The organism is Oscillibacter sp., from assembly GCF_028693505.1.
Taxonomy (GTDB): Bacteria; Bacillota; Clostridia; order Oscillospirales; family Oscillospiraceae; genus Oscillibacter.
In genome coordinates, this window is the sequence record NZ_JAQUVF010000013.1 from 28,039 (window position 1) to 54,979 (window position 26,941).

Below are 26,941 nucleotides of genomic sequence, written 5' to 3' on the forward strand. Positions count from 1 at the left end.
GAGGGGTCCCATGGCCCTGTACGCAATCGGGGATCTGCACCTCTCCCTGACAGCCGATAAGTCGATGGAGGTGTTCGGCCCTGCGTGGGAAAACTACGTCGCACGCATCGAGGAGGGGCTGAGCATCCTGCGCCCGGAGGACACGCTGGTGCTGGCGGGAGATACGTCCTGGGGCATCGACCTTGCGGAGGCGGAGGCGGATTTCCGCTTTTTGGACCGGTTTCCCGGGCGGAAGCTGCTCATTAAGGGCAACCACGATTACTGGTGGACCACGGCGGCCAAGCTCCATCGTTTTTTTGACGAGAAGGGGATTCACTCGCTGGACATCCTCCACAATACCTGCGCCTTCTATGAGGAGTTTGCCATCTGCGGGACCCGGGGCTGGTTTTTGGAGGAGGACGCCCACAACGTCAAGGTGCTGAGCCGGGAAGTGGGGCGGCTGGAGACCTCGCTGCAGGCGGCGGGGGAGCATCCGATCCTGTGCTTTCTCCACTATCCGCCTATCTATCAGGGGTATCAGTGCCCGGAAATTCTGGAGATGCTGGAAAAATACGAGGTGCGCAATTGCTGTTATGGGCATCTCCACGGACCCACCATCAAGCGGAGAATGGAGGGGCAGCGGGGGAAAACCGCGTTTTCCCTCATCTCGGCGGACTATTTGGGCTTTCTTCCAAAAAAAATTTGCGATTAAGTGAAAAAAAGCTAGCTTTTTCTAGATTTTTCTGTTAAAATATCAATTCGCATGGGCGTTTAGCCAGCGATGAACGGAGGAGTTAACATAATGAGTGTGAAGAACTGCGAAAAGCTTGAAAAGAGTCAGGTCGCGCTGACGATTGAGATCGGTGCGGCTGAGTTTGAGGCGGCAATCGAAAAGGCATATCAGAAGATGCGCAAGAAGGTCAATGTGCCGGGCTTCCGCCCTGGCAAGGCCCCCCGCAAGGTGATTGAGGGGATGTACGGCGCAGAGGTGTTTTTCGAGGAGGCCATTAATGTTGCGTTCCCCGATGCCTATGAGGCTGCTGTGAAGGAACAGGATCTCCAGGTCGTGGGGTATCCCTCCGTGGAGCTGGTGGGCGAGTGCACGAAGGACGGATTCACCTTCAAGGCCACCGCACCCGTGTATCCCGAGGTGACTTTGGGCGAGTATAAGGGCCTTTCCGCCCCCAAGGACGAGGTGAAGGTTTCCGCCGCCGATGTGGACGAGCGTCTCAAGCAGCTGACGGACCGCAATACCCGTCTTGTGAGCGTGGAGCGCGAGGCCAAGGAAGGCGACACTGCGGTGATCGACTTTGAAGGGTTCCTGGGCGGCAAGCCCTTTGATGGCGGCAAGGGTGAAAACCACAGCCTGGAGCTGGGTTCCAACAGCTTTGTTCCCGGCTTTGAGGAGCAGATCGTCGGCATGAAGGCCGGCGAGGAGAAGGAAATTGACATCACCTTCCCGGAGGACTATCACGCGGACCTGGCCGGCAAGGCCGTGGTGTTCAAGGTGAAGGTCCACGAGGTGAAGGAGAAGGAAGTTCCCGAGCTGGACGACGAGTTTGCCAAGGACGTCAGCGAGTTTGATACGCTCAAGGACCTGAAGGCAGACCTGAAGAAGAAGATCGCCGAAGAGCGCCAGAAGGCCGCTGACCGCGCCTTCGAGGACGCTTTGATGGAGCAGGTCGCCGCCGGACTCACCGCCGAGGTGCCCGACGCCATGGTGGAGGCCCAGTGCCATCAGTTCCTTGACAACTTCAAAATGCAGATCTCCCAGCAGGGCATCCCCTACGAGCAGTACCTCCAGATGACCGGCATGGACGAAGCCAAGCTGATCGAGGACGCCAAGGAGCCTGCCGCCCGTCAGGTGCGGACGGATCTGGCCGTCGCCGCCATCATCAAGGCGGAGAACCTCGAGGCCACCGACGAGGAAGTGGAGGCCGAATTCCAGAAGATGGCCGAGCAGTACGGCATGGAGATTGAGACGGTGAAGAAGTATCTGCAAATCCCGCAGGTGAAGGACCAGCTGGTAAGCCGGAAGGCCGTGGAGACGGTGGTGAACAGCGCGGTTGCCGTGAAGGCCGAGAAGAAGGCTGCCGCCAAGAAGTCTTCTAAGAAGGACGACGAGGCGGGGGAAACCGAAGGCGTGAAAAAGACGGCGAAGAAGCCTGCCAAGAAGGCGGAGAAGGAAGCCGAATAACCCACCAATCTTTTCCCACGGCACATTTTACAGATTCGACACATTCTCTCATGGTGCCTGTGGTATCATGAGAGAATGGTTTATTGGGCGGTCCTGTCCTTTTGCGGGGCGGGAGCACAAATGATTGGAGGTTTTTAAAGTGAGCTTAGTCCCTTATGTTGTGGAGCAGACCAATCGCGGAGAACGTTCTTACGATATTTTTTCCCGTCTGCTGAACGACCGCATCATTTTCCTTGGTGAAGAGGTCAATGCGACCACCGCCAGTCTGGTTGTGGCGCAGCTTTTGTATCTGGAGGCGCAGGACCCGGATAAGGATATTCAATTGTATATCAACAGCCCCGGCGGTTCTGTCACCGACGGCATGGCGATTTACGACACCATGCAGTACGTCAAGTGCGACGTCTCCACCATCTGCGTGGGCATGGCTGCCAGCATGGGCGCGTTTTTGCTCTCTGCCGGCGCCAAGGGAAAGCGCATTGCGCTGCCCAACGCGGAGATCATGATTCACCAGCCCTCCGCCGGGGCCCAGGGCCAGATCACGGATATGGCCATTCACCTCAAGCGGTTGGAAATTATCAAAAAACGTATGAACCGGATTCTCTCGGAAAATACCGGCAAGTCCTTGGAAGAGGTCACTGCCGCCTGCGAGCGGGACAACTTCATGAGTGCCGAGGAAGCGCAGGAATTCGGACTGATCGATAAGATCATCACCGGAAAAAAATAAGGAATTTATCTGGAAATTCCCGGAAACAGAGGTATAAGCATGAGTGACGACGGCAAAAAGACACTGCGGTGTTCCTTCTGCGGAAAACATGAAAATCAGGTTCACCGCATGATCCAAGGGCCCGGTGTGCGCATCTGCGACGAGTGTGTCCGGCTGTGCATGAGCATTTTGAGCGACGGCTTCGATGAGGAGGATACGCTTGCACTGGAGGACGCGCCGGATCAATTGCCGACCCCGCGGGAAATGAAGTCGGTGCTGGACCAGTATGTGATTGGGCAGGATGAGGCCAAGGTGGCGTTGTCCGTGGCCGTTTACAATCATTACAAGCGTATTTTCTTCGGCGGCGGCGAGGATGTGGAGCTGCAAAAGAGCAACATTCTGATGCTGGGCCCCACCGGCTCCGGCAAGACGCTGTTCGCCCAGACGCTGGCCCGCATTTTGAAGGTGCCGTTTGCCATTGCCGATGCAACAACCCTGACAGAGGCGGGATATGTGGGCGACGATGTGGAAAATATTCTGCTGCGTCTGCTGCAAGCCGCCGACTTTGACGTGGAGCGGGCGGAGCACGGCATCATCTATGTGGATGAGGTCGATAAGATTGCCCGGAAAAGCGAGAATACCTCCATCACCCGCGACGTCTCCGGCGAAGGCGTGCAGCAGGCCCTTTTGAAAATTGTGGAGGGTACGGTTGCCAACGTGCCGCCCCAGGGCGGCCGCAAGCACCCTCATCAGGAGTTCATTCAGCTGAACACGAAAAATATCCTCTTCATCTGCGGCGGCGCCTTCGAGGGTCTGGACAAGATCATCGAGCATCGTCTCGATCAAAAGAGCATCGGCTTCGGCGCGGATGTGCAGGGAAAGAAGGATAAGGACCTTTCCAAGATTTTGCGGGAGGTCCAGCCCCATGACATTTTGAAGTTCGGCATCATTCCCGAGCTGGTTGGGCGTCTGCCGGTGATTGCGCCGCTGGACGCGCTGCGCCGGGAGGATTTGGTGCGGATTTTGCAGGAACCCAAGAACGCATTGGTGCGCCAGTATAAAAAACTGCTGGAATACGACGATGTGGAACTGGAGTTTGAGCCGGAAGCGCTGGAGGCGATTGCCGATAAGGCCATTGCCCGCAACATCGGCGCCCGGGGCCTGCGGGCCGTCATGGAAGGTCTCCTGACGGAGATCATGTATGAGATTCCGTCCGATCCCACCGTGACCAAGGTGACGATCAGCCGGGATTGCGTGGACGGAAAAGAAAAGCCCGTTGTGAAACGGGACCCCGAGAAGATTAACTATTCTGTGAAATTGAACACCGGTAAGGGAGAAAAGCAGGATAACGGCGATTCCACTCCCAAGTCGGCGTCTTAAGATCAGAGGAAGGGACGCCGACGGCGCCCCTTCCTCTGATCTTACACCCAAGAAAGGAACAAATTTCCATGGAGCCGATTACTTTGAATATTCCCGTTTTGGCCCTGCGCGGCCTGACGGTTTTTCCCCATATGAATCTGACCTTCGACGTGGAGCGCGCCATTTCCATCACGGCTCTGGAGCGCGCCATGGAGGCCGATCAGCAGATTTTTCTCGTGACCCAGCGGGAGATCGGCGTGAACGAGCCGGAGGAAAAAGACCTGTACCAAATCGGTACGGTATCACATATCAGTCAGGTGCTGCGCCTTTCCAAGACCTCCGTCCGCGTGATGGTGGAGGGGCGTCAGCGCGCCCGTATGCGCCGCCTTTGGCAGACGGCGCCGTTTTTGCAGGCCAATGTGGAGCTGCTGGAGGAGGAGACCCCTTCCGAGGCGTTTCGTGCCAGCCCGCGGACAGAGGCACTGCTCCGCCAGACGTGGAATCTCTTTGGCGACTATGCCGAGCTTGCCACCGGAGTTGCGGAGGAAGTTGTCTCCACAGTGATGGACTGCCGCGACGTGGGGTATCTGGCGGATTTTATCACCCAGAATATTGCCCTGCGGCACACGGATAAACAGGAGATTTTGGAGGAAATGGCGCCGTTTCTCCGACTGCGCAAGCTCAACGGCTTCCTTGCCCGGGAATCGAATGTGCTGGGCTTTGAGCACGAACTGGAAGGGAAGGTCCGCGATCAGCTGGCCAGAACCCAGCGGGATCAGATTTTAAGAACGCAGATCCGCGTCCTTCAAAATGAGCTGGGCGAGGGCGAGGATGTCGATGACGAAATTGACGATTACCGCCAGAAGATCGCGGCGCTGGGGCTGGATGAGGAGACGGAAAAGCATCTTCTCAAGGAGGTCAACAAGCTGACCAAGCAGCCCTTCGGCAGCGCCGAGGGCGCCGTGATCCGCAATTATCTGGATGTTTGTCTGGAAATGCCGTGGAACACCGCCACGAAGGAGCGGGTCAGCGTGGAAGTGGCCCGCAAGGTGCTTGAGCGCGACCATTTCGGCTTGGAAAAGGTCAAGGAGCGCATTTTGGAGACCATTGCCGTCCGGCAGATGAACCCGGAGGGACGGGGGCAGATTCTTTGTCTGGTTGGCCCTCCCGGCGTGGGCAAGACCTCCATCGCCATCTCCGTGGCCAAGGCGCTGAACCGGAAGATTGCCCGCCTTTCGCTGGGCGGCGTCCGGGACGAGGCGGATATTCGCGGACATCGCAAGACCTACATAGGCGCGATGCCCGGGCGCATTATTGAGGCGATCAGCCACAGCGGTTCCATGAACCCGCTTCTGCTGCTGGACGAGATCGATAAGCTGGGCAGCGACTATCGGGGCGATCCGGCCTCCGCCTTGCTGGAGGTGCTGGACGGCGAGCAGAACAACAGCTTCCGAGACCATTTTTTGGAAATTCCCGTGGACCTGTCCAAAATTATGTTCATCACCACCGCCAATACGACGGACACCATTCCACGGCCCCTGCTAGACCGGATGGAGGTGCTTCAGCTTTCCAGCTACACCGATGAGGAAAAACTCCAGATCGCCCGGCAGCATTTGCTGGGAAAGCAGATGACCGAGCACGGGCTCAAGCGGGGCGCGCTGCGCATGGGAGATGATGTGCTCCGCGCCATCATCCGGGACTACACCCGGGAATCCGGCGTCCGCCAGCTGGAACGCCGGCTGGGAGCCGTCTGCCGCAAGACTGATATGCGCCTTTTGAAAGGCGATGTAAAGAGGATTACCATTACAGAAGCGGATCTCCCTAAGCTGCTGGATTGCCAGCCGTTTCCCCCTGCCCTCCATACGGAGAAGGAGGAGATCGGCGTGGTGAACGGTCTTGCGTGGACCGAGGCCGGCGGTGAAATCCTTGAGGTGGAAGTCAATGTGATGGAAGGCTCCGGGAAGCTGGAGCTCACCGGTAATCTGGGAGACGTGATGAAGGAATCCGCCCAGGCGGCGCTTTCCTGCCTGCGGAGCCGGGCAGCGGTGCTGGGTATCGAGGCGGACTTCTACAAGACGAAGGACATCCACGTCCACTTCCCGGAGGGGGCCGTGCCCAAGGACGGTCCGTCCGCCGGGATTGCCATGGCCACCGCGATGCTGTCCGCCTTGACAGAACGAAAAATCAAGGCTGGATACGCCATGACAGGTGAAATTACTTTACGGGGCAGAGTGCTGCCCATCGGCGGTCTGAAGGAAAAAACCATGGCGGCAAAGCGGAACGGCCTCCACTCCGTGCTGATTCCGAAGGACAACGTGCGGGATCTGGAGGAGATCGACCAGACCGTTCGGGCCGCGCTGCGGTTTGTTCCGGTAGAGACGGTGGACGAAGTGTTTGCCGAGATGTTTGCACCCGCAGCGCCGGTAGCCCGGGAGGAACTTCCCACCGTGGCCGCGTTTGCGCCGGTGGTGCGGGAGACAATGGGCGACGCCGCATTGCGGCAGTGAGGAGAGAGAATGAATTTAGATTTCGGTAAGGCGGAGTTTATCCGCTCAGCCGCCGCCCCCGAGCAGTTTCTGCGGGACGGTTTTCCGCAGTTTGCGTTTGCGGGCCGTTCCAACGTTGGAAAATCCTCTGTGATTAACCGTCTGCTGGGGCGGAAGAATATGGCCTATGTGGGTGCGGCACCGGGGAAAACCACCCAGATCAATTACTTTCTGGTCTCCCGCAAGGCTTATCTGGTGGACCTGCCCGGTTACGGCTACGCCAAGGTCAGCCGCACGGAGAAGGAGCGGTGGGGTCAGCTGATGGAAAGCTATTTCCAGGAGGAGAGAAATCTCATCACCGTGGGCGTTTTGATCGTGGATATCCGCCATAAGCCCACGGCGGACGACGTCATCATGCACAATTGGTTCCGGGAGACCGGCTGCCCGGAGATCGTGGTAGCCAACAAGCTGGATAAGCTGAAAAAGAGCGAGGTGGAACCGGCGCTGTCGCTGATTCGGCAGACGCTGGAGCTGGATACGGAGGAGACGCTGCTGCCTTTTTCCGCGGAAAAGGGCGTTGGCCGAGAGGAACTGATCCGGCTGCTGGACGAAGCGTGCGCAAGGTAAGGGAAAGCACCGTGAACCATAAGCGGAAAATCTTTTTTGAGGACGCCTTTACAATCAGAACAAAAAAAGTCGGTCTGCGCCATATCGCGCAGACCGACTTTTTTTAATAGGCTGAAAAGGGCAGGGGGCTGTTGATCGGGCCTTTGAGAATGGGAAACGATCAGACCAAACCCTGTGCCATCATGGCTTCGACGACCTTCTTGAAGCCGGCGATGTTGGCGCCCACCACCAGATCTCCGGTGACGCCGCACTCCACAGAGGCATTGTAGATATTGTGGAAGATGTTCACCATGATCTGCTGCAGCTTGGCGTCCACTTCCTGGAACGTCCAGCCGTAGCGCATGCTGTTCTGGCTCATCTCCAGAGCGCTGGTGGCCACACCGCCGGCGTTGGCAGCCTTTGCAGGCGCAAACAGCATCCCGGCCTTCTGGAAGATCTGAATGGCCTCGGGGAGGGTGGGCATGTTGGCGCCCTCGGCCACAGCCATCGCGCCGCCCTTGACGATGTTTTCGGCGGCTTCTTGGTCAATTTCATTCTGGGTGGCGCAGGGCAGGGCGATGTCGCAGGGAATCGTCCAGATGCCGCGGAAGCCATCGGTATAGGTGCTGCCGGGGACGCGCTCGGCATATTCCTTGATCCGGCCGCGATGGCCCAGCTTGATGTCCTTCACCACGTCCAGCTGGATACCCTTGGGATCGTGGATATAACCGTTGGAATCGCTCATGGCGACGACCTTGCCGCCCAGCTCCGTGGCTTTCTGGCAGGCGAAAATGGCCACATTGCCGGAGCCGGAGACCACTACCGTCTTGCCGGAGAAGCTGTCGTTTTTCATGCACTTGAGCATCTCCTGCGTCAGATAGCAAAGACCGTAGCCGGTGGCCTCCGTGCGGGCAAGAGACCCGCCGTAGGCGAGACCCTTGCCGGTGAGCACACCGGCCTCGCTGGTATTGCGCAGGCGGCGATACTGACCGTAGAGATACCCGATCTCGCGCCCGCCCACGCCGATATCACCGGCGGGAACGTCGGTGAACTGACCGATGTGACGATAGAGCTCGGTCATGAAGCTCTGGCAAAAGCGCATGACCTCCCGGTCACTCTTTCCCTTGGGATCAAAGTCGCTGCCGCCCTTGGCGCCGCCGATGGGAAGGCCGGTGAGACTGTTTTTCAGAACCTGCTCGAAGCCGAGGAACTTCAAAATGGACAGATTCACCGAGGGATGGAACCGCAGGCCGCCCTTGTAAGGCCCGATTGCGGAGTTAAACTGAATCCGGTAACCGCGATTAACATGCACCTGACCCTGATCATCCGTCCAGGGCACCCGGAAGGTGATGATCCGCTCCGGCTCCACAAAGGACTCGATCACTCCGTTGGCCTCGTACTCGGAGTGCGCTTCCACGATGGCGTCCAGACTTTCCAGAACCTCCAGAACCGCCTGGAGAAACTCCTTTTGGTCAGGGTCCCGTTTGATGACCTGGGTATAAACGCGCTGAAGATATTCACTTTTTAACATAATTGTGCCCCTTTTCTTCCTTTGAGTGTTTAATGCGATAAATTTTCCCACCTATAAGAATATCCAACTTGACTGGATTTGTACAGAATCTAATTTTCCTAAAAACAACAGGAGAAATTCCGGGTGTTTTACTGCAAATTCAACAAAAAATCGATTAAACCATCAAAACACGGACGGTTTAACCGATTTTGTGCGCGAAAATCAGACGCCCTCCATGGCGGAACGAAGCCGCTGAGAAACGGCGCCTTCAAAGATGCGGGTTGCGTGGGCGTGCAGCGTCTCCAGCGCGCCTGCGGAAAGCGTGCAGGGGGTATTGCCGCCCATGGACAGGTCCATGTCGAAAATAAACTTCATTTCCGGGTCCTGGGGGGCGTTTGGAGCGGACGATTGCAAACGGCCGGGGCCGGCATGGATCTTGGACTGGCAGCTGGAATCCAGCTTGAACAGCAGATCGCAGCCGCAGCTGAGAAAATTCTCCTCCGTGACGTCAGGCTCCTGCAAAGGGCCGGTGTACGCCGGAGCAATCAGCTCTGCCCAGGGCGTTTTGCCAAGGCCCAGAGCCGACCGGGAGATGATGTTTACATAACGCAGGCCAACGCGCTGGAAATAGGCGGGTTGGTAAATCTTGATAAAGGAAGCCAGCGGCTTGTCAAGATGATGGGCAAACTCCTCCCACCCGGGATAAGTCAGCGTGGAAAGGGCAATAAAGTCCCGGGTCAGGTTCAGCTTCCAGCGCCCGTCCGCGGAGAGAAAGTGATAGTTGGTAACAGGCGGCTGCTGCTCGACATGGGGGTCCGAACCGCCAAGACCGGAGATTTTGGGAGCGGCGACGTCCTGCCGCCGGGCGTACTGCGGAAACGCCTCCCGAACAGCCTCCTGAAAATCAGCGGGCTCGACATTGTTGATGGCGAGAATCGTTGGAAAGCGCAGCTGGCAAATGACCTCGTGGATCGGCGCGTGGGCATAGTGTGCTCTGGGCTGATTAGAAAACAGCATGTGTGACGCTCCTTTGCTGACAGGATGTTTCTATTGTAGACCTCGTCCTTGAAAATGTCAATTAAAGGTAGAAACGGTGGCAGCCGATGGTGGTGAAGTACGTTCGGCTCTCGTTGATCCAGACGCCGCCGGAGAGGGCGGGGGCGTAAAAGTAAAGGGCGTCGCCCACGGTGCTTTCCCCGTCCAGCGCCCGCATTGCCGCCTCCACGGACTGGTCCGTGGGGAGATCGTACACGGTGCCGTTTGCCACCGGCTCAAACTGTACCGCATCCGTTTTGTCAAAGACGACGGAGGGGATGCTTGCGGGAAAGTCGGTGCTGTCCACCCGGTTGAGCACCACGTTGCCCACGGCGATCTGGCCTTCCAGCGGTTCACCCCGGCTTTCCGCGCTGATGATGCGGGAGAGCCAGTAGAGTTCCACGGCGTCATAGCTTGCGTCGGCGGAGGTCACCGCCGCGCCGCCCAGAAGGTTGGATACCAGCCGCAGCGGGACAAAGGTCCGGCCGCTTTCTACATACACGGTGGCGGGGTACGTCATGCCGTCCAGCGTGACGGTATTTGTGCCGGGGTCTGCCCTCAGGCGGCGGCTGCCGCCCTCGGCTACCGCTGTCCCGGTCCCGCTGTCCCAGCGTACTTTCCAGCCGCCGAGGGTATCCAGCAGCGTGCGCAGGGGGCATATGTAACGCCCTGGTCCAAGCGGGCGGTGCCGGGCAGCAGCTTGCCATCCACCTGAACGGGGACCGTCCGGGCCGCCTGTGCCGACACAGACAGGGAAGCGGCGGCCAGCAGACCGCACAGAAGTTTTCGTTTCATGGTGTTTCTTCCTTTCTGTGGTCGTTTCCGTACTAGCATACAAAAAACCAAGGAGAGGAAGCAACCCTCAAAATTTGCCGCCTCAGCAAAATCTTGCCAGACCGGCAAAGAGGCCTTGACAATATCGTAAGACGATATTATAGTAAAACCAGTAATATCGCCTTACGATATTGGGAGGATGACATGGCGCGAGAAGCCTTGAAGGTGCTGACGGAGAGCATGTTTTATGTGCTGGTGTCCCTGCTGGGGCAGGAGCGGTGCGGCACGGAGATCGTGCAGGATGTGGACGATACCACGGCGGGCCGGGTGCGGCTTGGCCCGGGGACGCTGTATACGATTCTGGCAAAATTTGAGGAGGAAGGTCTCGCCCGGGAGACGGCGGTGGAGGGACGGAAGCGGACCTACGCCATCACGGATCGGGGCCGCGCCCTGTTCCGGCAGGAATTAAGCCGGTTAAAGCTCTGCGTGGCGGACGGCGAGCGGGCGGGCGGAGCGCAGGCAGGCGCTGGAAGAGAAGGAAACTGACTGAGAAGGAGGAGCGCGGATGTCGGAGACGCTGAGGGAAGAAAAAGCGGAGCTGCGGGCGCTGTGCCCCGCAGGCGCTTATGACGTGGTGGCCACGGAAACGTGGCTGGAGGATATGGCCCGGGAGGGATGGCGTCTTGTTGGCTTTCGGGGCGGACGGGCCGTTTTCACACAGGAGGCGCCCTGCGCGTGCCGGTACCGCCTGCAGCCCCTCTCCCGCGGGAAAGAGACGCCGGACGCGCAGCGAGTGGAGCTGTACGCGGCGCTGGGCTGGACCCATGTTGGAGTCCTGAACGGTATGTTTCATGTCTGGCGGTGCGACGATCCCGATGGAACGGAACTGGACACGGACCCGGTGGTGCAGGGGGAGGGCTACCGCTATCTCAAGGGGCGCATGGTGCGGGGCGCGGCGGTGAACCTTACGATGCTTGCGGTGCTGGCGGCGCTACTGGCGTGGGGTGGGTACCACAGTAAAACGCCGCTGCTGGACGCGCTGGAGGATGTGCCGGGGCGGCTCGCGCTGTGCCTGCTGTGCATTGTTCTAGGCATGGTGGTGTGGCTGCGGGACATACAACAAATGCGAAGGCTGCTGCGCTCGCTGTCGGCGGGGGTCCCGCTGGAGCGGCCAAAGCATTATCGACGGCAACTGTGGCTTGCGCGGACTGCCACGACGCTGATTTTTTTGCTGCTGGTGGTGATGCCGTTTGCCTCCACTGGGCACAGCATCGACGGGTCCAGCCTTTCCGGCGGCTGGAACGCACGGGACAGGAAAACCGGGGAGCCAAAGGCGGGAAGCGTGTATCTGGACCTGCGGGAGGTGGATGGCGGCGTGGGTGCGCCGAAGTATTTCACCGTCAGAACGAAGGTCCACGAGCTCGCCCCACGGATTGACCACGTGAGGCAGACCTTGTCGCTGTCCGGCGATTTTTCCGCATGGGTGGACAGCACCTACTTTGAACTGCGCACAAAGCCGCTGGCCCGGCGTCTGGCGGCGGAATGGTCCGCAGTGCGGCCGGGCGCCTTGGGCGTTTCTCCCCATGGCGCGTTGGAGCGGACGCCCTCCGCGGCGCTGGATGAATTCTGGTGGTGCAGGGAGAAGTCTGGCGGACAGTGCGCCGTGGCCGTTTTGGGACGGCGGGTATTGACTGTGCAGTACGAGGGCCCCACGAACCTGCGGGAAGCGGACGGGATTATGGCAAATGTGCTGGAAAGCAAACACTGACAAGCTATATTACTTCACATGTTTTCAAGGGCAGAACGCCGTCTGAAAGTAAAAAATGGTCTGACAAAAAAGGAAAGCGCGCAAAAAGGGCGCCGCGCACACTGTGCGCGGCGCCCTTTTGCGCTTTAGTACGTTCCGCGAAAGCGGAACGAGCGGCTGCCCGATGATACGGTTTAAAGGTCTCCTGTGTCCTGATCGTCCGCAAGCTTATACTGTTTCCGATAATCACCGGGGGTAATTCCAACAATCTTCTTAAAAACGCGATTGAAATTTTGAACAGTGTTAAACCCTGCCTTATACCCGATTTCTTTAATCATAATACGGGTCTTGATCAGAAGGTCCTTTGCAATCCGAATACGATACGTGTTTAGATAGGTAATCAGATTTTCTTTTGTGTACTCCGTAAAAATACTGCTTAAATATGTTTCGCTGATACCGATTGCATCGGCGATCTGGCGAATGGACAGGTTGCTGTCACTGTAATTTTGCTGCATATATTCTTTGGCCTGTATAATCAAACGGAGTTGCCTGCTTTTTAATCCTTTCTTAATCGAATCGAGTAAGCAGGAGGTCTCTTCCAACATAAAGAGATAAATTTTCTTTGGATCGGACAGACTGTCCAACTGCCGGAACATAGAGGCGCTGCCTGTTTGATTTCGCCCAGTTGAATCCGCAGGGGTGTCCAATGTCCGTTCCACGAGAAGATCAAGAATTCGGGCGCAGACCTTTCGTATCAAGGCGAGTTCATTGGAAGAAACACATACATCCTTCAAAATTTGAGTCAACAGTGTTTCCGCCATGACCAAGTCGTGTTTGCATAAACAGGAGGAAAACAATTCCGTCTGTGAGATAAAGTAGGCTTCCTGACTGTCGTTGGAATCCTCCCCCGAAGCAGAGGGAGTGCTTTCACCTACGTTTTCCGCCGCATAATAAAGCGTTTTGCGGAGAGTTTCTTTCGCCTCGCTATAAGAGTGGCAAAGGTTTTCCAGCGTCACACAGACGTCTCCCCAGGAGAGTAAAATTCCTTCACTGACAGAATGCAGCTGGCGCTGCGCATCTGATAAAAACTGCTTTTTGATCTGGTTTATTTTTGTGCTGGAAAGACCGTCGGCATATTGCAGCACAAATGTATCCGTGTCGTTTTCCGGACGTAAAAAATACAGCATTCCCCAATCGAGGCGAATAATTTTTTGAAGAATAGATTGTACCTGCTTAAAGAAAATGTAGTTCACGAGATTTCCGCTTTCGACCGTATGTGTGGATTTCATAATGAAACACTGATATGTTCCGCCGGAAATCAGTGAACTTTGCATGGCTTTCAACTGCTGTTCCAGATCGTCCTCCTGGGAAGCCTTTCCTGCGATTAAATCCAGCAACAGATTTGATTCCAACTCCGGACGGGCCTGTATGATGAAGTCTTGGGCGGCCTTCTGGTCGCTTTGCATTTGCCGGTAAGTCATGGTCAGCATTTCAACCTCACTGCCCGCCGCGCCCTTGCACAATGCGGCGTCGCCCTTGGACGGCGGCCGGTTTCTGGAAACCGACAGAAATAGCTGGTTGATGGGGCGATAAAACTGCTGCGCAATCAGGAAGGAACAAATTAGCCCGACTGCCAACAAAATCAGGAGAAATGGCAGAATGCTTTTGAAATAAGTGCCGACGGAAATGTTCATCGGCTGAGGATAGGACAAAATGTAGTTCCATTCGGAATAATCGGACCGCAATGTCACCTTTCCGCGGCCAAAGTCGAGGGGTGAACGGCTGGTGAACAGCGGGTCGCTCTGCGCGGTTTGAATTTCTACGGTATATGGAGTATCTGCGACAGTCTGTCCCAGTTGTGAAAATAGTCGTTCCCGATTCACCTGGGCAACCAGAACGCCTAAAAAAGCACCGTTGCCGGAAATAAAGCCGTGTGTCAGAAATATTTTATCCTGATAGACAACCAAACCGGAGGAGTAGCGATTTTTTTCGTAATTGAGCAGAGTCCAATTGCTTTCGTCCAGACAATACGTCAAAACATCTGTATAGTAAGAGTCTGTTGACGGCTGGAGCGCGTAGCGCGATGTAAGCAATAACTGGTTGGTTGCCTCGTAGAGACAGACGTAATCAATGTATGCGGAATTTTCCACAGTGGCGCGCAGGAAAGATACGATCTGAGCGTTCCGCTCAATGTCAGTGTCCTTTGGAACAATGATGGCATTTACAACGCGGTCGTTTCTGGACAAGGTAATCACGGAATCGTTCAAAAAGTAAAGGGAGTTGTCCAGCTTTTCTGAGATCTGAGACAGGTAGGAGTTCAAAGTCAATTCCTGCGTTTTTGAAAAGTTTTGAAAGTATATATGATAAATATAGGCAGAAAAGATTCCGATAAATAACATGGAAAACAAAATCAAAAGTAAATAAAAGAGGAAAAAGACACTTTTGAATTTAAACTGTTTGATCGTGTTAATTGTGTCGAGATATCGACGGTTCATGCGGCATCCTCCGTTGTGCTGTTTTCTGTTCAATTTAAAATACCTGTTTTGCAAGTGTAACACAAAATAAAGGGTTTTACAAATTTACCAACGGCACAGCCCGCGTGACCGGGAAAATACGTTTATTTGCCCAAAGCGATGGGGATGCGCGGCAAAGTCATCAAGGGAACCGTAATATTGTGGAAAACTGAACGGATTCTTCACAATGAAATGAAAAATATTTTCTGAATCTGAAGGTTCTTCCCCAAAAACGCAAAAAATGCGTAGAATCACAGAATAAGACTCTATGCAAAATTTACAGATTCGATTATGCTAAAGCGACAACGAAACAAAAAATAAATTCGATTCAATTGTGTAACTTGACAAACGGGCGTGACTGGTTCAGAAATTGAGACTCTCGCAAACTCCCGATGGGCGCGTCTGGCCTAGTGCAAAAAAACGGGGTAAAACTTAACATACAACATAAAGGAGTGCCTACATCATGACGGATGATATGGTTCGCTGGGGAATGATCGGCTGCGGCGACGTTACGGAAGAAAAGAACGGCCCGGGGCTTTACCGCGCATCGCATTCCACTCTGGCAGGCGTTGCAAACCGAACCGAAGCGCGGGCGGAGGATTGGGTGAAGCGGCATGGGGCAGGCAAAGTCTATGACAGTGCCGAAGCGCTTCTTGCCGATCCCCAGATTGACATTGTATATGTTGCAACGACGCCGAATTGCCACAAAAAGTATGCCATCGCCTGCGCAGAGGCGGGAAAGCACTGCTATCTTGAAAAGCCAATTGCGCTTTCCTATGAGGAAGCAGAGGAGATCCGGGAAGCGTTTCAAGCCAGCGGCACAAAAATTTATGTCGCACATTATCGCCGCGGAATGGGCCGGTATAAGGAGCTGCGCAGATTGCTGAACGAGGGCGTCATCGGCAAGGTGCGGGGCGTGCAGATTCTTCGCACGCAGATGCTGACGAGGGAGGAACGCCTGCCAGAGGAAGAAAAGCCGTGGCGAGTCCGCAGCACGATTTCCGGCGGCAGTTATTTCTTTGAGGCGGATATTCACATGCTGGATCTGATCGATTATTTGGTAGGTGCGGCGGCGGATTTTAAGCTGGAGATTTCCAACGAGACCGGGTGCTATCAGGGAGAGGATGTGGTATCGCTCTCAATGCTGACGGAAACGGGCGTCATGGTGAGCGGCCTTTGGTGTTATGCGGCCTGGCGGGAACTGGATCAGATTCTCATTTTTGGGGACAGGGGCACGGTGACGTTCCAGTACGGAAAGAACACGGAACCCATCACCATTGAAACGCCGGATGGCATCCGCCAAATCTGTCCCCCGGTCAACCCGAACATCGGCACGGAGCAGATTCAGGATATTGTAGACGAGCTGAGAGGCTGCGGAGTTTGCCACAGCACCTTGGAATCAGCAATGCGTTCCCTGAAAATTACCGACGCCGCGGTAAAGCAATGGACTGCGTGTAAGAATGGGCTTAAAACGCTTTGACAAAAAGTCGGACCGGATACACGGTGGAGAAGAAGGAGTGAGCCAAGTATGAATGATCGTCTGCGGCGTCTGCGGCAAAAGAATTTGGCGCAGACCCCGGAAATTTGCAGTGAGCGCGCGCGAATCGTGACGGAGGCGTACGAGCAGTTTCAGGATCTTCCCGCAGCGCTTCTGCGGGCCAGGACCCTTGAAAAGATTTTGAGAGAAATGTCGATCTGGATTGCGGACGACGAGCTGATCGTGGGCAATCAGGCCAGCATGGCAAAAGGAACGCCTGTTTTTCCGGAGTTCTCAGTGGACTGGATCATGCGGGAACTGGACCAATTTGAAATGCGGCGTTCCAGCAAGTACAAGCTATCGGCAGAAAACAAGGCTGTGCTCAAAGAAGTGCTTCCCAAGTGGAAGGGCAGGACCGTGAAGGAGCGGGCGCTCAGCGTGATCCCGGACGAGGCGAAGGAGGCCATGGCCTGTCAGGCGTTTTTGCTCTCGCCGCTTTCCTGCGGCCTTGGTCACATCAGCGTGCAATATGAAAAGCTGATTGATCGGGGGCTGGAGTATCTCATTGATGAGCTGACGGAAAAAAAGGCGCACTGCCGCCCGGAAAACGCGGCGGACCTGGAGCGGGGAATCTTCTACGACTCCTGCCTGATCGTATGCAACGCCCTGATCGCGTTTGCCGAGCGGTTTGCGGCTTTGGCGGAGCAGAAGGCGGCTGCATCAGAGGAACCCCGCAGGGCAGAACTGCTGGAAATTGCGCGGGTATGCCGTAAGGTTCCCCGCCAAAGGGCAGAGACGTTTCAGGAGGCCCTGCAAAGCTTCTGGTTCCTGCATCTTTGCCTGCAAATCGAGTCCAACGGGCACAGCATGTCGCCCGGGCGGTTTGATCAATATACCATTCGGAGCTACAACGCCGATATGGAGCGCGGCATTTCCCCCCAGCGGGAGGAGGAGCTCCTTGGCTGCCTGTGGGTCAAATTTGCGGAGATCAGCAAGCTGCGGGACTATACAGGCTCCTTGGCGTTTGGCGGGTATCCCATGTTTCAAAATCTGATTGTGGGCGGCATGGACGCCGACGGCCGCGACGTGACCAACGCGGTGTCCCTGCTTTGCTGCAAGGTCACGGCGGAATTGAAGCTGTCTCAACCGTCCCTTTCCATGAGATGGCACAAAGGTACGCCAGAGTCTATGAAACGCTCCGCTGCCGAGGTCGCCCGGGCGGGGATCGGTATGCCGGCATATTTCAACGATGAGGCCATCATTCCCATTCTGCGCAACATCGGCTGTTCACTGGAGGAGGCCCGCAACTACTGCGAGGTGGGCTGTGTGGAACCGCATGTGGCCGGAAAAATGGAGGGCATGTACTCCACAGGCTTTACAAATCTGTGCAAGGTTTTGGAATTGGCCATTTTCAACGGCGAGGACCCCGTCAGCGGTAAGAAGATCGGAATTCCCGTGGGCGAAGCGTTTGAGGACTTCCATGATTTTTATAACGCCTACCGGAAGGAACAGCGCTACATCATGGATCTTCACGCGTTTTGCGTCAATGCCGTTGAGTATGCCCACAGCGCGATGTGTCCCACCCCGCTGGTGTCCTGCTTTGTAGAGGACTGCATTGAACGTGGAAAAGACATCCGTTGCGGGGGCGCCCACTATAACTACACCTCTCCCAACGCGGTGGGGCTGGCCAATCTGGGCGATTCCATGCTGGTCATCAAGAAAAAAGTATTTGAAAATCACAAGTATTCCATGGAGGAGATGCGAAAGATGCTTCGCTGTAATTTTCATGGGTACGAGACGGTGCGTCAGGAATTTTTGCACAATGTGCCTAAATACGGCAATGACGACGACGAGGCCGATCTCATGACAAGAATTTGCGGCGAGGACTATTGCAGGGACTTCAAGCGGTATACCGGGTATCGCAGCGCATCCTTCCAGCCGGGACTGCAAAGCATTTCCGCCCACGCGCTGTTTGTGGGCAGTCTGGGAGCCACGCCGGACGGACGCACAAAAGAGATGCTGGTTTCCGACGGCGGCGTATCTCCGGCGCAGGGGCGCGACGTCTGCGGTCCCACGGCAGAGATGCTGTCCGTGGCGAAGCTGAACCATTTTGAAGCCACCAACGGAGCGCTTTTAAATGTGAAATTCCATCCTTCCACAGTGCAGGGAGAAAAGGGACTCCAGAATCTGTGTGCGCTGACGGACGCCTTTTTTAACCTTGGCGCCCAGCACGTGCAGTACAACGTGGTGGACAGCGAAGTGCTGCGGGACGCGCAGAAGCATCCGGAAAAATACAGCGATCTGGTGGTTCGCGTCGCCGGCTTCAGCGTGCTTTTCACAACGCTGGATGTGGTGCTCCAAAATGATATTATTGAGCGGACCCAGCACGCTTGCTGCTAAGGGCAGGTACATACGATGAACGGCATTATATTTGATATTCAGCGCTTTTCCGTACATGACGGGGAGGGCATCCGGACCAATGTGTTTTTTAAGGGGTGTCCGCTGCACTGCGATTGGTGCAGCAACCCGGAATCGCAGAGTACGCACCCCCAGCCCATGTACGACGCGCAAAAGTGCATCCACTGTGGGCGCTGCGCGCTCGATTGTCCGTCCGGGGCGATTCAGACCAGTCCCGCATATCAAATCGATCTTTCAAAGTGTTTGACCTGCCGGGACCTTACCTGCGCGGCGGCGTGTTGTTCCACGGCGCTGACGATGGTGGGAAAGCGCTATACAGCAGATGAGATTGTCCGAATTGTCAAAAGAGACGCTGTGTTTTATGGGCACTCACAAGGGGGCATTACCATTTCCGGCGGTGAAGCGGTGGTGCAGATCGACTTCCTGATGGAACTTTTGCAAAAGTGCAGGGAGGAGGGCCTGAACACCGCCATGGAAACCTGCAGCGCCTGCGGCTGGGAGCAGATCCGGCGCACCATGCCGTATATCGACACCTATTTGTGCGATGTGAAACACACCAATGCGCAAAAGCTGAAGGCGGAGACGGGGGGCGATGCAAAAATTTTGCTTGGGAACATTAGAAAGCTGGCGGAAAACGGCGGGAACATCATTGCCCGCATCCCCATGATTCCCGGCTTTAACACAGATCTGGACGAGGTCCTTGCAATCGGTCAATTGATTGCCGGCTGTGGGATTCGCAAGGTAGAGCTTTTGAACTTTCACAGGCTGGGCGTTCCCAAATACGGGAAATGCTTCCTGAACCGAGCGCCAAAGGATCGGACGCCGCTGACGGCGCAGGAGCTGGAGGGGCGCATGGAGATTTTACGGCAGCTTTCACTGGATGTGACGGTTGGTTAGAGAAATGAATTAGGCAATCACAAGCCTGATCAATAAATTTGGGAGGATTCGACATGAAAAAACTGATTTCTTTGATTCTGGCATTGGGAATGGCGCTCAGCCTTGCGGCCTGCGGTGGGTCCGGCAGTTCCGCCGGCAGCACGGCTCCGGCGGATTCCGGCGGAAGTGACGCCGGTGCGCAGAGCGGCAAGCAGATTGTTTTGAAGTTCGCCTGTGATGACACAACGACTTCCTCTTACTACATTGCGCTGGAAGAATTCAAGAAGGAAGTAGAAGAAAAGTCCAACGGTTCGATTGCCGTGGAGCTGTATGGAGACGCGGCACTGGGCAATGCAACGGATACCATTGAAGGAATGCAGCTGGGCACCATCGAGTGTGTGTTTGCGTCCACTGCGGCCGTCTCCGCGTTTGTCCCAGAGTTTTACTATGTGGATGCGCCGTTTATCTTCCGCGATGCGGATCACGCCCACGCCGTGGTGGATGGCGAGGTCGGCAATACCATTGCCGAGGCCTGCCTGAATCAGCAGGGAATCAGAATCCTGGGCTGGTATGACACCGGGTTCCGTAATATTTACACCACCAAGGCCATTCGCTCCATCAGTGATCTGAAGGGCCTGAAGATTCGGACCATGCAGTCCGACCTGCACACAGCGACCTTCGAGGCGCTGGGCTGTCTGCCTACCCCGATGTCCTCCTCTGAGGTCTACACGTCGCTCTCTCAGGGCACCATTGATGCCGCAGAAAACTGCTATTCCTATGTTGTGAACCAGTCCATGTATGAGGTCTGCCCTTACATCATCAACACGGGCCACTTCTTCGGCTTCTGCGTGATCATGATCTCCGACAGCGTCTATCAGGCTATGACGCCTGAGCAGCAGGAAATTGTCACGGCTGCGGCCACGAACAGCGTCACATTCCAGAGAGATCTGATGGAACAGCAGAACACGGACGCGGTTTCCACGCTGAAAGATAAGGGAATCGAGTTCATCGATCTGAACCGTGATGAGCTAAAAGAAGCGGTGCAAAGCGTGTACAGCAGTTACAGCGACAAGCTGGACCCCGCTGTCATGAAGACAATTGAGGATACGAAGGGATAAAAGCATACGCGCCATGGTGTGTCTGCCGCGTGGGGGCACACCATGGCGTGATAGGGATGGGAGCCTTACACATGAAAAAAATAATGAAATTCTTGTCCGACTTTGAATCAATCATTTGTGTGATCTGCTTCATTGTGATGGCCTGCGGATGCTTTTTTCAGGTAGTGAATCGTAATATTTTCAAAATTCCCCTGAGCTGGACGGAAGAGCTGTCTCGTTTTGCGATGGTCTGGATGGCGCTGCTTGGCTCCGAAATCGGATTGCGGCAGGGAAAGCAGATGAGCGTTGATGCAGTTGTGAATCACCTTCCGTTCATGCCTAAGAAAATCGTTGAATGCTTCGGCTGCCTTATCAGCGCTGCGTTTGCAGGTGTTTCCGGGTTTTATGCCATTCAGTTCGTCATAACGACCTATCGAAACGGACAGCTTTCCAGCGCAATGGACTGGCCCATGTGGGCGGTTTATCTGATTCTTCCGTTGAGCCTGCTGCTCATGGCGGCCTATGAGGTGTGGGAGCTTGTCCACACGCTGCTTCGAAAGAGAGAAAGCGGAGACGCAAAAGACGAAGGAGGCAGCTTGTGATGTCAACAGGAACGCTTGCCCTGCTCTTATTCGGACTTTTTGTGGTGCTGATGATTTTAAAGGTGCCGGTTTCTTATTGCCTTGGTATTGCCAGCACGGTCTGTTTAATTGTATTGGGTTATCCGCTGACGGTGGTCAGCCAGAAGATTTTTAACGCGCTGAATTCGTTTTCGATTATGGCGATCCCGCTGTTTATCCTCGGCGGCAACATCATGTCGGAGGGTGGCATTTCAAAACGGCTGATCGAATTTTGCGAGTCGTTGGTTGGTAATATCCGCGGCGGCTTGGCGCTTGTGGTGATTTTGGCCTGCGCGTTCTTTGCCGCGCTCTCCGGCTCCGGCCCCGCAACCGTGGTTGCAATCGGAAGCATGATGTATCCTGAAATGGTAAAGCGCGGATACCCCAAGTATCAGGTGGCCGGACTGGTGTCCGTGGCCGGAGGCCTGGGGCCCATTATTCCGCCCAGCATCATCATGGTCGTGTACTGCACCATCACACAGACCAACATTGCCAGCCTGTTTTCTGCCGGTTTTGTGGTTGGCGCGCTTTTGGTTATCGCCATGTGCCTCATTTCCTGGGTAATGTCCAGAAAATATGCGTGGCCCATTGCCGAAGAAAAATTTACAATTAAAAAGGTCCTGCGCTCCTTCAAGCACTCGATTCTGGCACTTTTAATGCCGGTCCTTGTCCTGGGCGGCATTTATTCCGGACTGTTTACCGCCACGGAGGCCGGTGCGGTTTCTGTGTTTTACTCACTGGGAGTTGCTGTGTTCATTTACAAAACCCTGAAATGGAGAGATCTGCTGAAAATTTTTAAGACCTCCGCAGTGTCCTGCTCCGTTATTCTGTTTATTATGGGAACCTCCACCGTGTTCTCCTGGCTGTTTACAGTCAGCGGTATTTCCGGCTGGATCGTCTCCACTGTGCAGGAGGCGGGCCTTGGGTATTACCCGGTGCTGCTGATCATTACGGTGGTACTGCTGATCTTCGGCTTTTTCCTGGAGGGCATTGCCACGGTAACCATGCTGATTCCGCTTTTTCTGCCCATCGCGCTTGCCGTCGGCATCCATCCGCTGCATCTTGGTATGATTGTGACCATGACCAATGTGATGGGCTGCATGACCCCGCCCGTCGCCAACAACATCTTTGCGTGCAGCACATTCACCGGACTGCCCATGGGAGAGATCAGCAAGGGCGAGCTTCCGTATCTTGGCTGCTTCTTCGTGGTTTTGATGATCGTTGTTTTCTGCCCGACGCTGGTAACGATGTTTGCCTGAGCACGTTACAGGGTTGAGTTGAGTCTGTAAATCAAACGGCTGTGTTTAGCGCAGAATGTGCCAAACGAAAAGGTAAAAGGAAGGATTGATCGTATGATGAAGCTTGCAATCGCTTCGGATTTCGCGGGTTTTTCTCTCAAGGAGGAGGTCAAGGCGCACCTCGTTCAACTGGGCCATGAGGTGATCGACGTGGGCCAGCAAACGGCGGAGGACACGGTCGTCTACGTGGACGCCGCGGCAAACGTGGCCAGGGCGGTGCAAAACGGTTCCTGCCAGCGCGGAGTCGTGATGTGCGGCACCGGCGGAGGCGTCAGCGTTTTGGCCAATAAATTCAAAGGTATTTATTGCGTGGCCTGTGAGAGCCTTTTTACGGCTCCCAAGTCTGCCGTGCTCAATCACGCCAACGTGCTGGCCATGGGCGGGCGCGTCATTGCCCCGGCAAATGCCTGCGAAATGGTGGACGCATGGCTGGAGGCAGGCTTTTGCGGCGGTTTCGAGCCGGAGCGGGCAAACTTTGTGGGAGGTCTTTTCGCCCGCTTACAGCAAATAGAAGCGGAAAATTTCAAATAAGTCCGTGGAGAAACCACAAAATAAAGTCAGGACCACCCGTATAACGGGTGGTCCTGATTTTATTTCAGCGCCGCTTTTAAGCGGGCGGCTACCGCGTCCAAAAATTCCTCGCTGTTGACGGCGGTGGCGTGGAAGCCGGGTTCCGCCAACTCCGCCAGGTCCTTTGTCATCACGCCCGCGTTCAGCGTTTCAAAGCAGGCGCGCTCCAGCGTTTCGCCAAAGGCGGTGAGGTCTTTCAATCCGTCCAGCGCGCCCCGCTTTTTCAGCGCGCCGGACCAGGCGAAAATGGTGGCCATGGGATTGGTGGAGGTCACCTCGCCGTTCAGGTAGCGGTAGTAGTGGCGGGTGACGGTGCCGTGGGCGGCTTCAAACTCCGTGGTGCCGTCCGGCGATACCAGCACGCTGGTCATCATGGCGAGGGAGCCGAAGGCGGTGGAGACCATGTCGCTCATCACGTCGCCGTCATAGTTCTTGCACGCCCAGATATACCCGCCCTCGCTGCGGATGACTCGGGCCACGGCGTCGTCGATGAGGGTGTAGAAATAGGAGATGCCCAATTCCTTGAAGCGCGCTTGGTAAGAGGCCTCAAATTCCTCTTCAAAAATCCGCTTGAAAACGCCGTCATAGACCTTGGCGATGGTGTCCTTGGTGGAAAACCACAGGTCCTGCCGGGTGTCGATGGCGTACTGGAAGCAGGAACGGGCGAAGGAGCGGATGGAAGCTTCCTTGTTGTGGGCGGCCTGCCACACGGCGGGTCCGTCCACATGCTGCACGGTGAGGGTCTTGCTTTCGCCGCTTTCGCCGGTGAAGGTCAAGGTGGCGGTGCCCGGCTCCCCGGTCTCCAGATCCACCGCCTTGTAAACGTCGCCGTAGGCATGGCGGGCAATGGTGATGGGGCGCTTCCAGTTCTTCACCACCGGCTTCACCGCGTCGATGCAGATGGGGGCGCGGAACACCGTGCCGTCCAAAATGGAGCGGATGGTGCCGTTGGGGGATTTCCACATTTCCGTCAGCACGGGATACTCTTTCATGCGCTGCTGGTTCGGTGTAATGGTTGCACACTTCACAGCAACTCCCAGCCGTTTGGCGGCGTTGGCGGCGTCCACCGTCACCTGATCGCGCGTCTCGTTCCGGTGCAGCAGGCCCAGATCGTAATATTCCGTTTTCAAGTCCACGAAGGGGAGCAGCAGCTTTTCCTTGATCATGGCCCACAAAACGCGGGTCATCTCGTCGCCGTCCATCTCCACCAGCGGGGTGGTCATTTGAATTTTTTCCATGTCAATTCGTCCTCTTTGCGTAGTAATTCATGAGGCAGCCGTCCAGAATGATCTGCTTTTCGTCGTCGGTCAGGCCCTTTACGTGGAGCAGCAGCGGCACTGTCGTGCCGTCTTTTTGAAGGACCGTGGCGGGAATATCCTCCGCGCCGGAGGCAATGGCCTGCCGAATTCCGGGAACGAACACGCAGTCGCCAGGGCCGTATGGGAAGGGGGAACTCTGGTCGATGGTGAAGGGCAGGATGCCCCAGTTGATGCAGTTGGAGCGATAGCGCTTTGTGGCAAATTCGTAGCAGATGTTGGCAAAGCCACCCAGCACCTTCTGGCAGGAGGCCGCCTGCTCCCGGGCGGAGCCGTCGCCGGGCTTGTTGGCGAATACGCAGGAGCCGAACTGGGTACTGCGAAGCAGAGCCGCGCCGTCGCCCACCCGGTCCAAAAGGCCCTTCAGCGCTTCCGGTGCGCCGCCGGACAGGCGCTGTGCTTCCAGTGCGGCCGCCGCCTTGGCCCGGCCCACATAGGCCGCGTCCCGGCGGGAGAGGGTGAATTCCGCCAGACGCAGGGGATTGGAGCGGTAAGAGGAGGTCTCACCGGAGGGGATCAGCTCGTCCGTTGTGGTAACAGGGTCACGCAGCACCGCCGCCAGCTCCACCAGCAGGTTTTCGCTGAGGGGCGCTACCTTGGGCCAGTCGGTGATGTTTGGCCCCAAAATCAGCTCCGCGTCCCGTTCCGGCTTCCCAAAACCGTTGTAGACCCGCCGGTCGTAAACGCCCTGATCGAAGTGGTAGGGGCGGTGGACCGGGGCATACGCCACGTCGGTGGCGGCGGTGATTTTACCGCCATTGCGCGCCGTTGCCGCGATGGACCGGGCGTCCATCAAACAGACCCCGGCAAACTGCCCCTCGGCGGGCTTGGAGCCTTCCCGGTTGGGGAAGTTGCGGGTGGTGTGCCGGAGACTGAGGCCATTGTTGGCGGGCACGTCTCCCGCGCCAAAGCAGGGACCGCAGAAGCTGGGCTTCATCAGCGCGCCGCACGAGAGCAGGTCCGCCGTGGCGCCGGTTTTCGTCAGCTCCAGACTCACGGGCACGCTGGTGGGATAGACGTCCAGCGAGAAGTATCCGTTGCCGCAGCTGCCGCCCCGGAGGATATCCGCGGATTCCGTGATGTTGTCGAACAGGCCGCCGGCGCAGCCGGCGATCACGCCCTGATCGGCCCAAACGCCGCCGTCGTGGATTTTGTCCGCCAGCTTCACGTGGGCCTTGGGGAAGCGGGCGCGGGCGTCGGCTTCCACCTGGGCCAGGATCTCCGGCGCGTTTTCCAGGAATTCGTGGATGGTCCAGGCGTTGGAGGGGTGGAAGGGGAGGGCGATCATGGACTCCACCCGGGAGAGGTCCAGCTCGATGTACCGGTCGTAGTACGCGCCGTCTCCGGGCCGCAGCGGCGCGAATTCCCCGGCACGGTGATGGGTCTTGTAGAAATCCTCCGTCACGGCGTCCGTTTCCCAGATGGAGGAAAGACAGGTGGTCTCGGTGGTCATGACGTCGATGCCGTTGCGGAAATCGATGGGCAGGTCCGCGATGCCGGGACCGGCAAATTCCAGCACGCAGTTGTTGGCAAACCCGCTTTCAAAGGTGGCCTTCACCAGCGCGATTGCCACGTCGTGGGGGCCGACGCCCCGCTTCGGCGCGCCGGTGAGATAGACCAGCACCACTTTGGGGTACTTGACGTCCCACGTGTTTTTCAGCAGCTGTTTGCAAAGCTCCGGTCCGCCCTCGCCCACAGCCATGGTGCCCAAAGCGCCGTAGCGCGTGTGGGAGTCGGAGCCGAGAATCATCTTTCCGCAGCCGGCGAGCTGCTCTCTTGCATAGGAGTGGATCACGCTCTGGTTTGCGGGGACGTAGATGCCGCCGTATTTTTTGGCGGCGGAAAGGCCGAACACGTGGTCGTCCTCGTTGATGGTGCCGCCCACGGCGCAAAGGCTGTTGTGGCAGTTCGTCAGTGCGTAGGGCAGCGGGAACTCCTTCAGGCCGGAGGAGCGGGCCTGCTGGATGATACCGACATAGGTGATGTCATGAGACACCATGGCGTCAAAGCGGATGTGCAGCTGTTCGGGGTCGTGGGAGACGTTGTGGGACTGGAGAATGTTCCACGCCATCGTCCGCCGCCGCCCTTCCTCCGGAGAAATGGGGGCAGCGGCGCAGAGCGCGCCGTCCACCAAAAACACACCGTCGTCGTGGAGAGTGATCATAGGGGAAACCTCCTGCAATCCCGGCCCGGGGCCGGACTTTTCTTGCCCAACAATATAACACAGATTCTTCCTCTTGGAAAGTCATTTTGCAGGAAAAGAGAGTTCAACTTGCAAATTTGGAATACTTACCAAGAAAGAAGGGGGAAAATCCCGTTGGTTTTGCCGCTTCGCCGCAACGCGCTTCGCGCCGGAGAGG

At 56.4% G+C, this 26,941-nt stretch carries 22 protein-coding genes; 15 read left to right on the forward strand and 7 right to left on the reverse strand.

Annotated elements, in window-relative coordinates; translation table 11 throughout:
• Positions 1–10 precede the first annotated feature (10 nt).
• From PHI30_RS05635 to yihA, 6 genes are all read left to right on the forward strand, one after another.
• Positions 11–691 carry a metallophosphoesterase gene (locus PHI30_RS05635; protein WP_300025078.1) on the forward strand — a complete coding sequence of 227 codons (681 nt, stop codon included), beginning with the start codon at positions 11–13 and terminating at the stop codon, positions 689–691.
• Between the two features lie 90 nt (positions 692–781).
• The gene (gene tig, locus PHI30_RS05640; RefSeq protein WP_300025081.1) at positions 782–2,176 is read left to right on the forward strand and encodes a trigger factor; all 1,395 of its coding nucleotides are present in this window, start codon (positions 782–784) and stop codon (positions 2,174–2,176) included.
• Positions 2,177–2,315: 139 nt separating this feature from the next.
• A complete protein-coding gene (clpP, locus tag PHI30_RS05645) occupies positions 2,316–2,900 on the forward strand; it encodes an ATP-dependent Clp endopeptidase proteolytic subunit ClpP (RefSeq protein WP_300025083.1) in 585 nt (194 codons plus the stop codon).
• A 39-nt stretch (positions 2,901–2,939) separates the two neighbouring features.
• Positions 2,940–4,259 carry an ATP-dependent Clp protease ATP-binding subunit ClpX gene (gene clpX, locus PHI30_RS05650; protein WP_300025085.1) on the forward strand — a complete coding sequence of 440 codons (1,320 nt, stop codon included), beginning with the start codon at positions 2,940–2,942 and terminating at the stop codon, positions 4,257–4,259.
• A gap of 68 nt (positions 4,260–4,327) precedes the next feature.
• Positions 4,328–6,745, forward strand: coding sequence for an endopeptidase La (gene lon, locus PHI30_RS05655; RefSeq protein WP_300025088.1), 2,418 nt, complete (start codon positions 4,328–4,330; stop codon positions 6,743–6,745).
• 9 nt (positions 6,746–6,754) lie between these two features.
• Entirely contained in the window at positions 6,755–7,351 is a 597-nt protein-coding gene (gene yihA / locus PHI30_RS05660) for a ribosome biogenesis GTP-binding protein YihA/YsxC (protein ID WP_300025090.1), read from the forward strand.
• Positions 7,352–7,511: 160 nt separating this feature from the next.
• On the opposite strand, the gene gdhA is transcribed toward yihA, so the two are convergent.
• The 4 genes from gdhA to PHI30_RS05680 form a co-directional block, all read right to left on the reverse strand.
• The gene (gene gdhA / locus PHI30_RS05665) at positions 7,512–8,861 is read right to left on the reverse strand and encodes an NADP-specific glutamate dehydrogenase (RefSeq protein ID WP_300025093.1); all 1,350 of its coding nucleotides are present in this window, start codon (positions 8,859–8,861) and stop codon (positions 7,512–7,514) included.
• A 201-nt stretch (positions 8,862–9,062) separates the two neighbouring features.
• Complete coding sequence (locus tag PHI30_RS05670) at positions 9,063–9,857, reverse strand: TIGR04255 family protein (RefSeq protein WP_300025096.1); 795 nt, start codon at positions 9,855–9,857, stop codon at positions 9,063–9,065.
• Between the two features lie 61 nt (positions 9,858–9,918).
• Positions 9,919–10,536, reverse strand: a complete 618-nt coding sequence (locus PHI30_RS05675) for a cell wall hydrolase (protein WP_300025162.1) — start codon at positions 10,534–10,536, stop codon at positions 9,919–9,921.
• The gene (locus PHI30_RS05680) at positions 10,458–10,670 is read right to left on the reverse strand and encodes a hypothetical protein (protein ID WP_300025166.1); all 213 of its coding nucleotides are present in this window, start codon (positions 10,668–10,670) and stop codon (positions 10,458–10,460) included. The genes PHI30_RS05675 and PHI30_RS05680 overlap by 79 nt, the downstream gene beginning before the upstream one ends.
• Before the next feature lie 183 nt (positions 10,671–10,853).
• Here PHI30_RS05680 and PHI30_RS05685 point away from each other — a divergent pair, with 183 nt between their 5' ends.
• Both PHI30_RS05685 and PHI30_RS05690 read left to right on the forward strand, forming a co-directional pair.
• Positions 10,854–11,195, forward strand: coding sequence for a PadR family transcriptional regulator (locus tag PHI30_RS05685; RefSeq protein ID WP_300025098.1), 342 nt, complete (start codon positions 10,854–10,856; stop codon positions 11,193–11,195).
• A 19-nt stretch (positions 11,196–11,214) separates the two neighbouring features.
• Positions 11,215–12,417, forward strand: coding sequence for a DUF2812 domain-containing protein (locus PHI30_RS05690; RefSeq protein WP_300025101.1), 1,203 nt, complete (start codon positions 11,215–11,217; stop codon positions 12,415–12,417).
• A 173-nt stretch (positions 12,418–12,590) separates the two neighbouring features.
• Here PHI30_RS05690 and PHI30_RS05695 read toward each other — a convergent pair whose 3' ends face one another.
• Complete coding sequence (locus PHI30_RS05695) at positions 12,591–14,891, reverse strand: helix-turn-helix domain-containing protein (RefSeq protein WP_300025104.1); 2,301 nt, start codon at positions 14,889–14,891, stop codon at positions 12,591–12,593.
• A 481-nt stretch (positions 14,892–15,372) separates the two neighbouring features.
• Here PHI30_RS05695 and PHI30_RS05700 point away from each other — a divergent pair, with 481 nt between their 5' ends.
• The 7 genes from PHI30_RS05700 (at position 15,373) to PHI30_RS05730 (ending at position 23,226) form a co-directional block, all read left to right on the forward strand.
• On the forward strand, positions 15,373–16,389 hold the full coding sequence (locus tag PHI30_RS05700; protein ID WP_300025106.1) for a Gfo/Idh/MocA family oxidoreductase: 1,017 nt from the start codon (positions 15,373–15,375) through the stop codon (positions 16,387–16,389).
• 48 nt (positions 16,390–16,437) lie between these two features.
• Entirely contained in the window at positions 16,438–18,786 is a 2,349-nt protein-coding gene (locus PHI30_RS05705) for a formate C-acetyltransferase/glycerol dehydratase family glycyl radical enzyme (RefSeq protein WP_300025109.1), read from the forward strand.
• A gap of 15 nt (positions 18,787–18,801) precedes the next feature.
• Positions 18,802–19,701, forward strand: a complete 900-nt coding sequence (locus tag PHI30_RS05710; protein WP_300025112.1) for a glycyl-radical enzyme activating protein — start codon at positions 18,802–18,804, stop codon at positions 19,699–19,701.
• 53 nt (positions 19,702–19,754) lie between these two features.
• Positions 19,755–20,798 carry a TRAP transporter substrate-binding protein gene (locus PHI30_RS05715; RefSeq protein WP_300025114.1) on the forward strand — a complete coding sequence of 348 codons (1,044 nt, stop codon included), beginning with the start codon at positions 19,755–19,757 and terminating at the stop codon, positions 20,796–20,798.
• 71 nt (positions 20,799–20,869) lie between these two features.
• Positions 20,870–21,379, forward strand: coding sequence for a TRAP transporter small permease (locus tag PHI30_RS05720; protein WP_300025116.1), 510 nt, complete (start codon positions 20,870–20,872; stop codon positions 21,377–21,379).
• Positions 21,379–22,656, forward strand: coding sequence for a TRAP transporter large permease (locus PHI30_RS05725; protein ID WP_300025119.1), 1,278 nt, complete (start codon positions 21,379–21,381; stop codon positions 22,654–22,656). The genes PHI30_RS05720 and PHI30_RS05725 overlap by 1 nt, the downstream gene beginning before the upstream one ends.
• 93 nt (positions 22,657–22,749) lie before the next feature.
• On the forward strand, positions 22,750–23,226 hold the full coding sequence (locus PHI30_RS05730; RefSeq protein ID WP_300025122.1) for an RpiB/LacA/LacB family sugar-phosphate isomerase: 477 nt from the start codon (positions 22,750–22,752) through the stop codon (positions 23,224–23,226).
• 59 nt (positions 23,227–23,285) lie between these two features.
• Here PHI30_RS05730 and PHI30_RS05735 read toward each other — a convergent pair whose 3' ends face one another.
• Positions 23,286–24,503: an NADP-dependent isocitrate dehydrogenase gene (locus PHI30_RS05735; protein WP_300025124.1), complete on the reverse strand. Its 1,218-nt coding sequence runs from the start codon at positions 24,501–24,503 to the stop codon at positions 23,286–23,288.
• Between the two features lies 1 nt (position 24,504).
• Positions 24,505–26,745, reverse strand: coding sequence for a hydratase (locus PHI30_RS05740; RefSeq protein ID WP_300025126.1), 2,241 nt, complete (start codon positions 26,743–26,745; stop codon positions 24,505–24,507).
• Between the last annotated feature and the right edge of the window lie 196 nt (positions 26,746–26,941).

Bases quoted from the DNA above. Each gene is read 5' to 3' on its own strand.
- PHI30_RS05635 (WP_300025078.1), top strand. From the start codon at position 11: ATGGCCCTGTACGCAATCGGGGATCTGCACCTCTCCCTGACAGCCGAT.
- tig (WP_300025081.1), top strand. From the start codon at position 782: ATGAGTGTGAAGAACTGCGAAAAGCTTGAAAAGAGTCAGGTCGCGCTG.
- clpX (WP_300025085.1), top strand. From the start codon at position 2,940: ATGAGTGACGACGGCAAAAAGACACTGCGGTGTTCCTTCTGCGGAAAA.
- lon (WP_300025088.1), top strand. From the start codon at position 4,328: ATGGAGCCGATTACTTTGAATATTCCCGTTTTGGCCCTGCGCGGCCTG.
- yihA (WP_300025090.1), top strand. From the start codon at position 6,755: ATGAATTTAGATTTCGGTAAGGCGGAGTTTATCCGCTCAGCCGCCGCC.
- gdhA (WP_300025093.1), bottom strand. From the start codon at position 8,861: ATGTTAAAAAGTGAATATCTTCAGCGCGTTTATACCCAGGTCATCAAA.
- PHI30_RS05670 (WP_300025096.1), bottom strand. From the start codon at position 9,857: ATGCTGTTTTCTAATCAGCCCAGAGCACACTATGCCCACGCGCCGATC.
- PHI30_RS05680 (WP_300025166.1), bottom strand. From the start codon at position 10,670: ATGAAACGAAAACTTCTGTGCGGTCTGCTGGCCGCCGCTTCCCTGTCT.
- PHI30_RS05685 (WP_300025098.1), top strand. From the start codon at position 10,854: ATGGCGCGAGAAGCCTTGAAGGTGCTGACGGAGAGCATGTTTTATGTG.
- PHI30_RS05690 (WP_300025101.1), top strand. From the start codon at position 11,215: ATGTCGGAGACGCTGAGGGAAGAAAAAGCGGAGCTGCGGGCGCTGTGC.
- PHI30_RS05695 (WP_300025104.1), bottom strand. From the start codon at position 14,891: ATGAACCGTCGATATCTCGACACAATTAACACGATCAAACAGTTTAAA.
- PHI30_RS05700 (WP_300025106.1), top strand. From the start codon at position 15,373: ATGACGGATGATATGGTTCGCTGGGGAATGATCGGCTGCGGCGACGTT.
- PHI30_RS05705 (WP_300025109.1), top strand. From the start codon at position 16,438: ATGAATGATCGTCTGCGGCGTCTGCGGCAAAAGAATTTGGCGCAGACC.
- PHI30_RS05710 (WP_300025112.1), top strand. From the start codon at position 18,802: ATGAACGGCATTATATTTGATATTCAGCGCTTTTCCGTACATGACGGG.
- PHI30_RS05715 (WP_300025114.1), top strand. From the start codon at position 19,755: ATGAAAAAACTGATTTCTTTGATTCTGGCATTGGGAATGGCGCTCAGC.
- PHI30_RS05720 (WP_300025116.1), top strand. From the start codon at position 20,870: ATGAAAAAAATAATGAAATTCTTGTCCGACTTTGAATCAATCATTTGT.
- PHI30_RS05725 (WP_300025119.1), top strand. From the start codon at position 21,379: ATGTCAACAGGAACGCTTGCCCTGCTCTTATTCGGACTTTTTGTGGTG.
- PHI30_RS05730 (WP_300025122.1), top strand. From the start codon at position 22,750: ATGATGAAGCTTGCAATCGCTTCGGATTTCGCGGGTTTTTCTCTCAAG.
- PHI30_RS05735 (WP_300025124.1), bottom strand. From the start codon at position 24,503: ATGGAAAAAATTCAAATGACCACCCCGCTGGTGGAGATGGACGGCGAC.
- PHI30_RS05740 (WP_300025126.1), bottom strand. From the start codon at position 26,745: ATGATCACTCTCCACGACGACGGTGTGTTTTTGGTGGACGGCGCGCTC.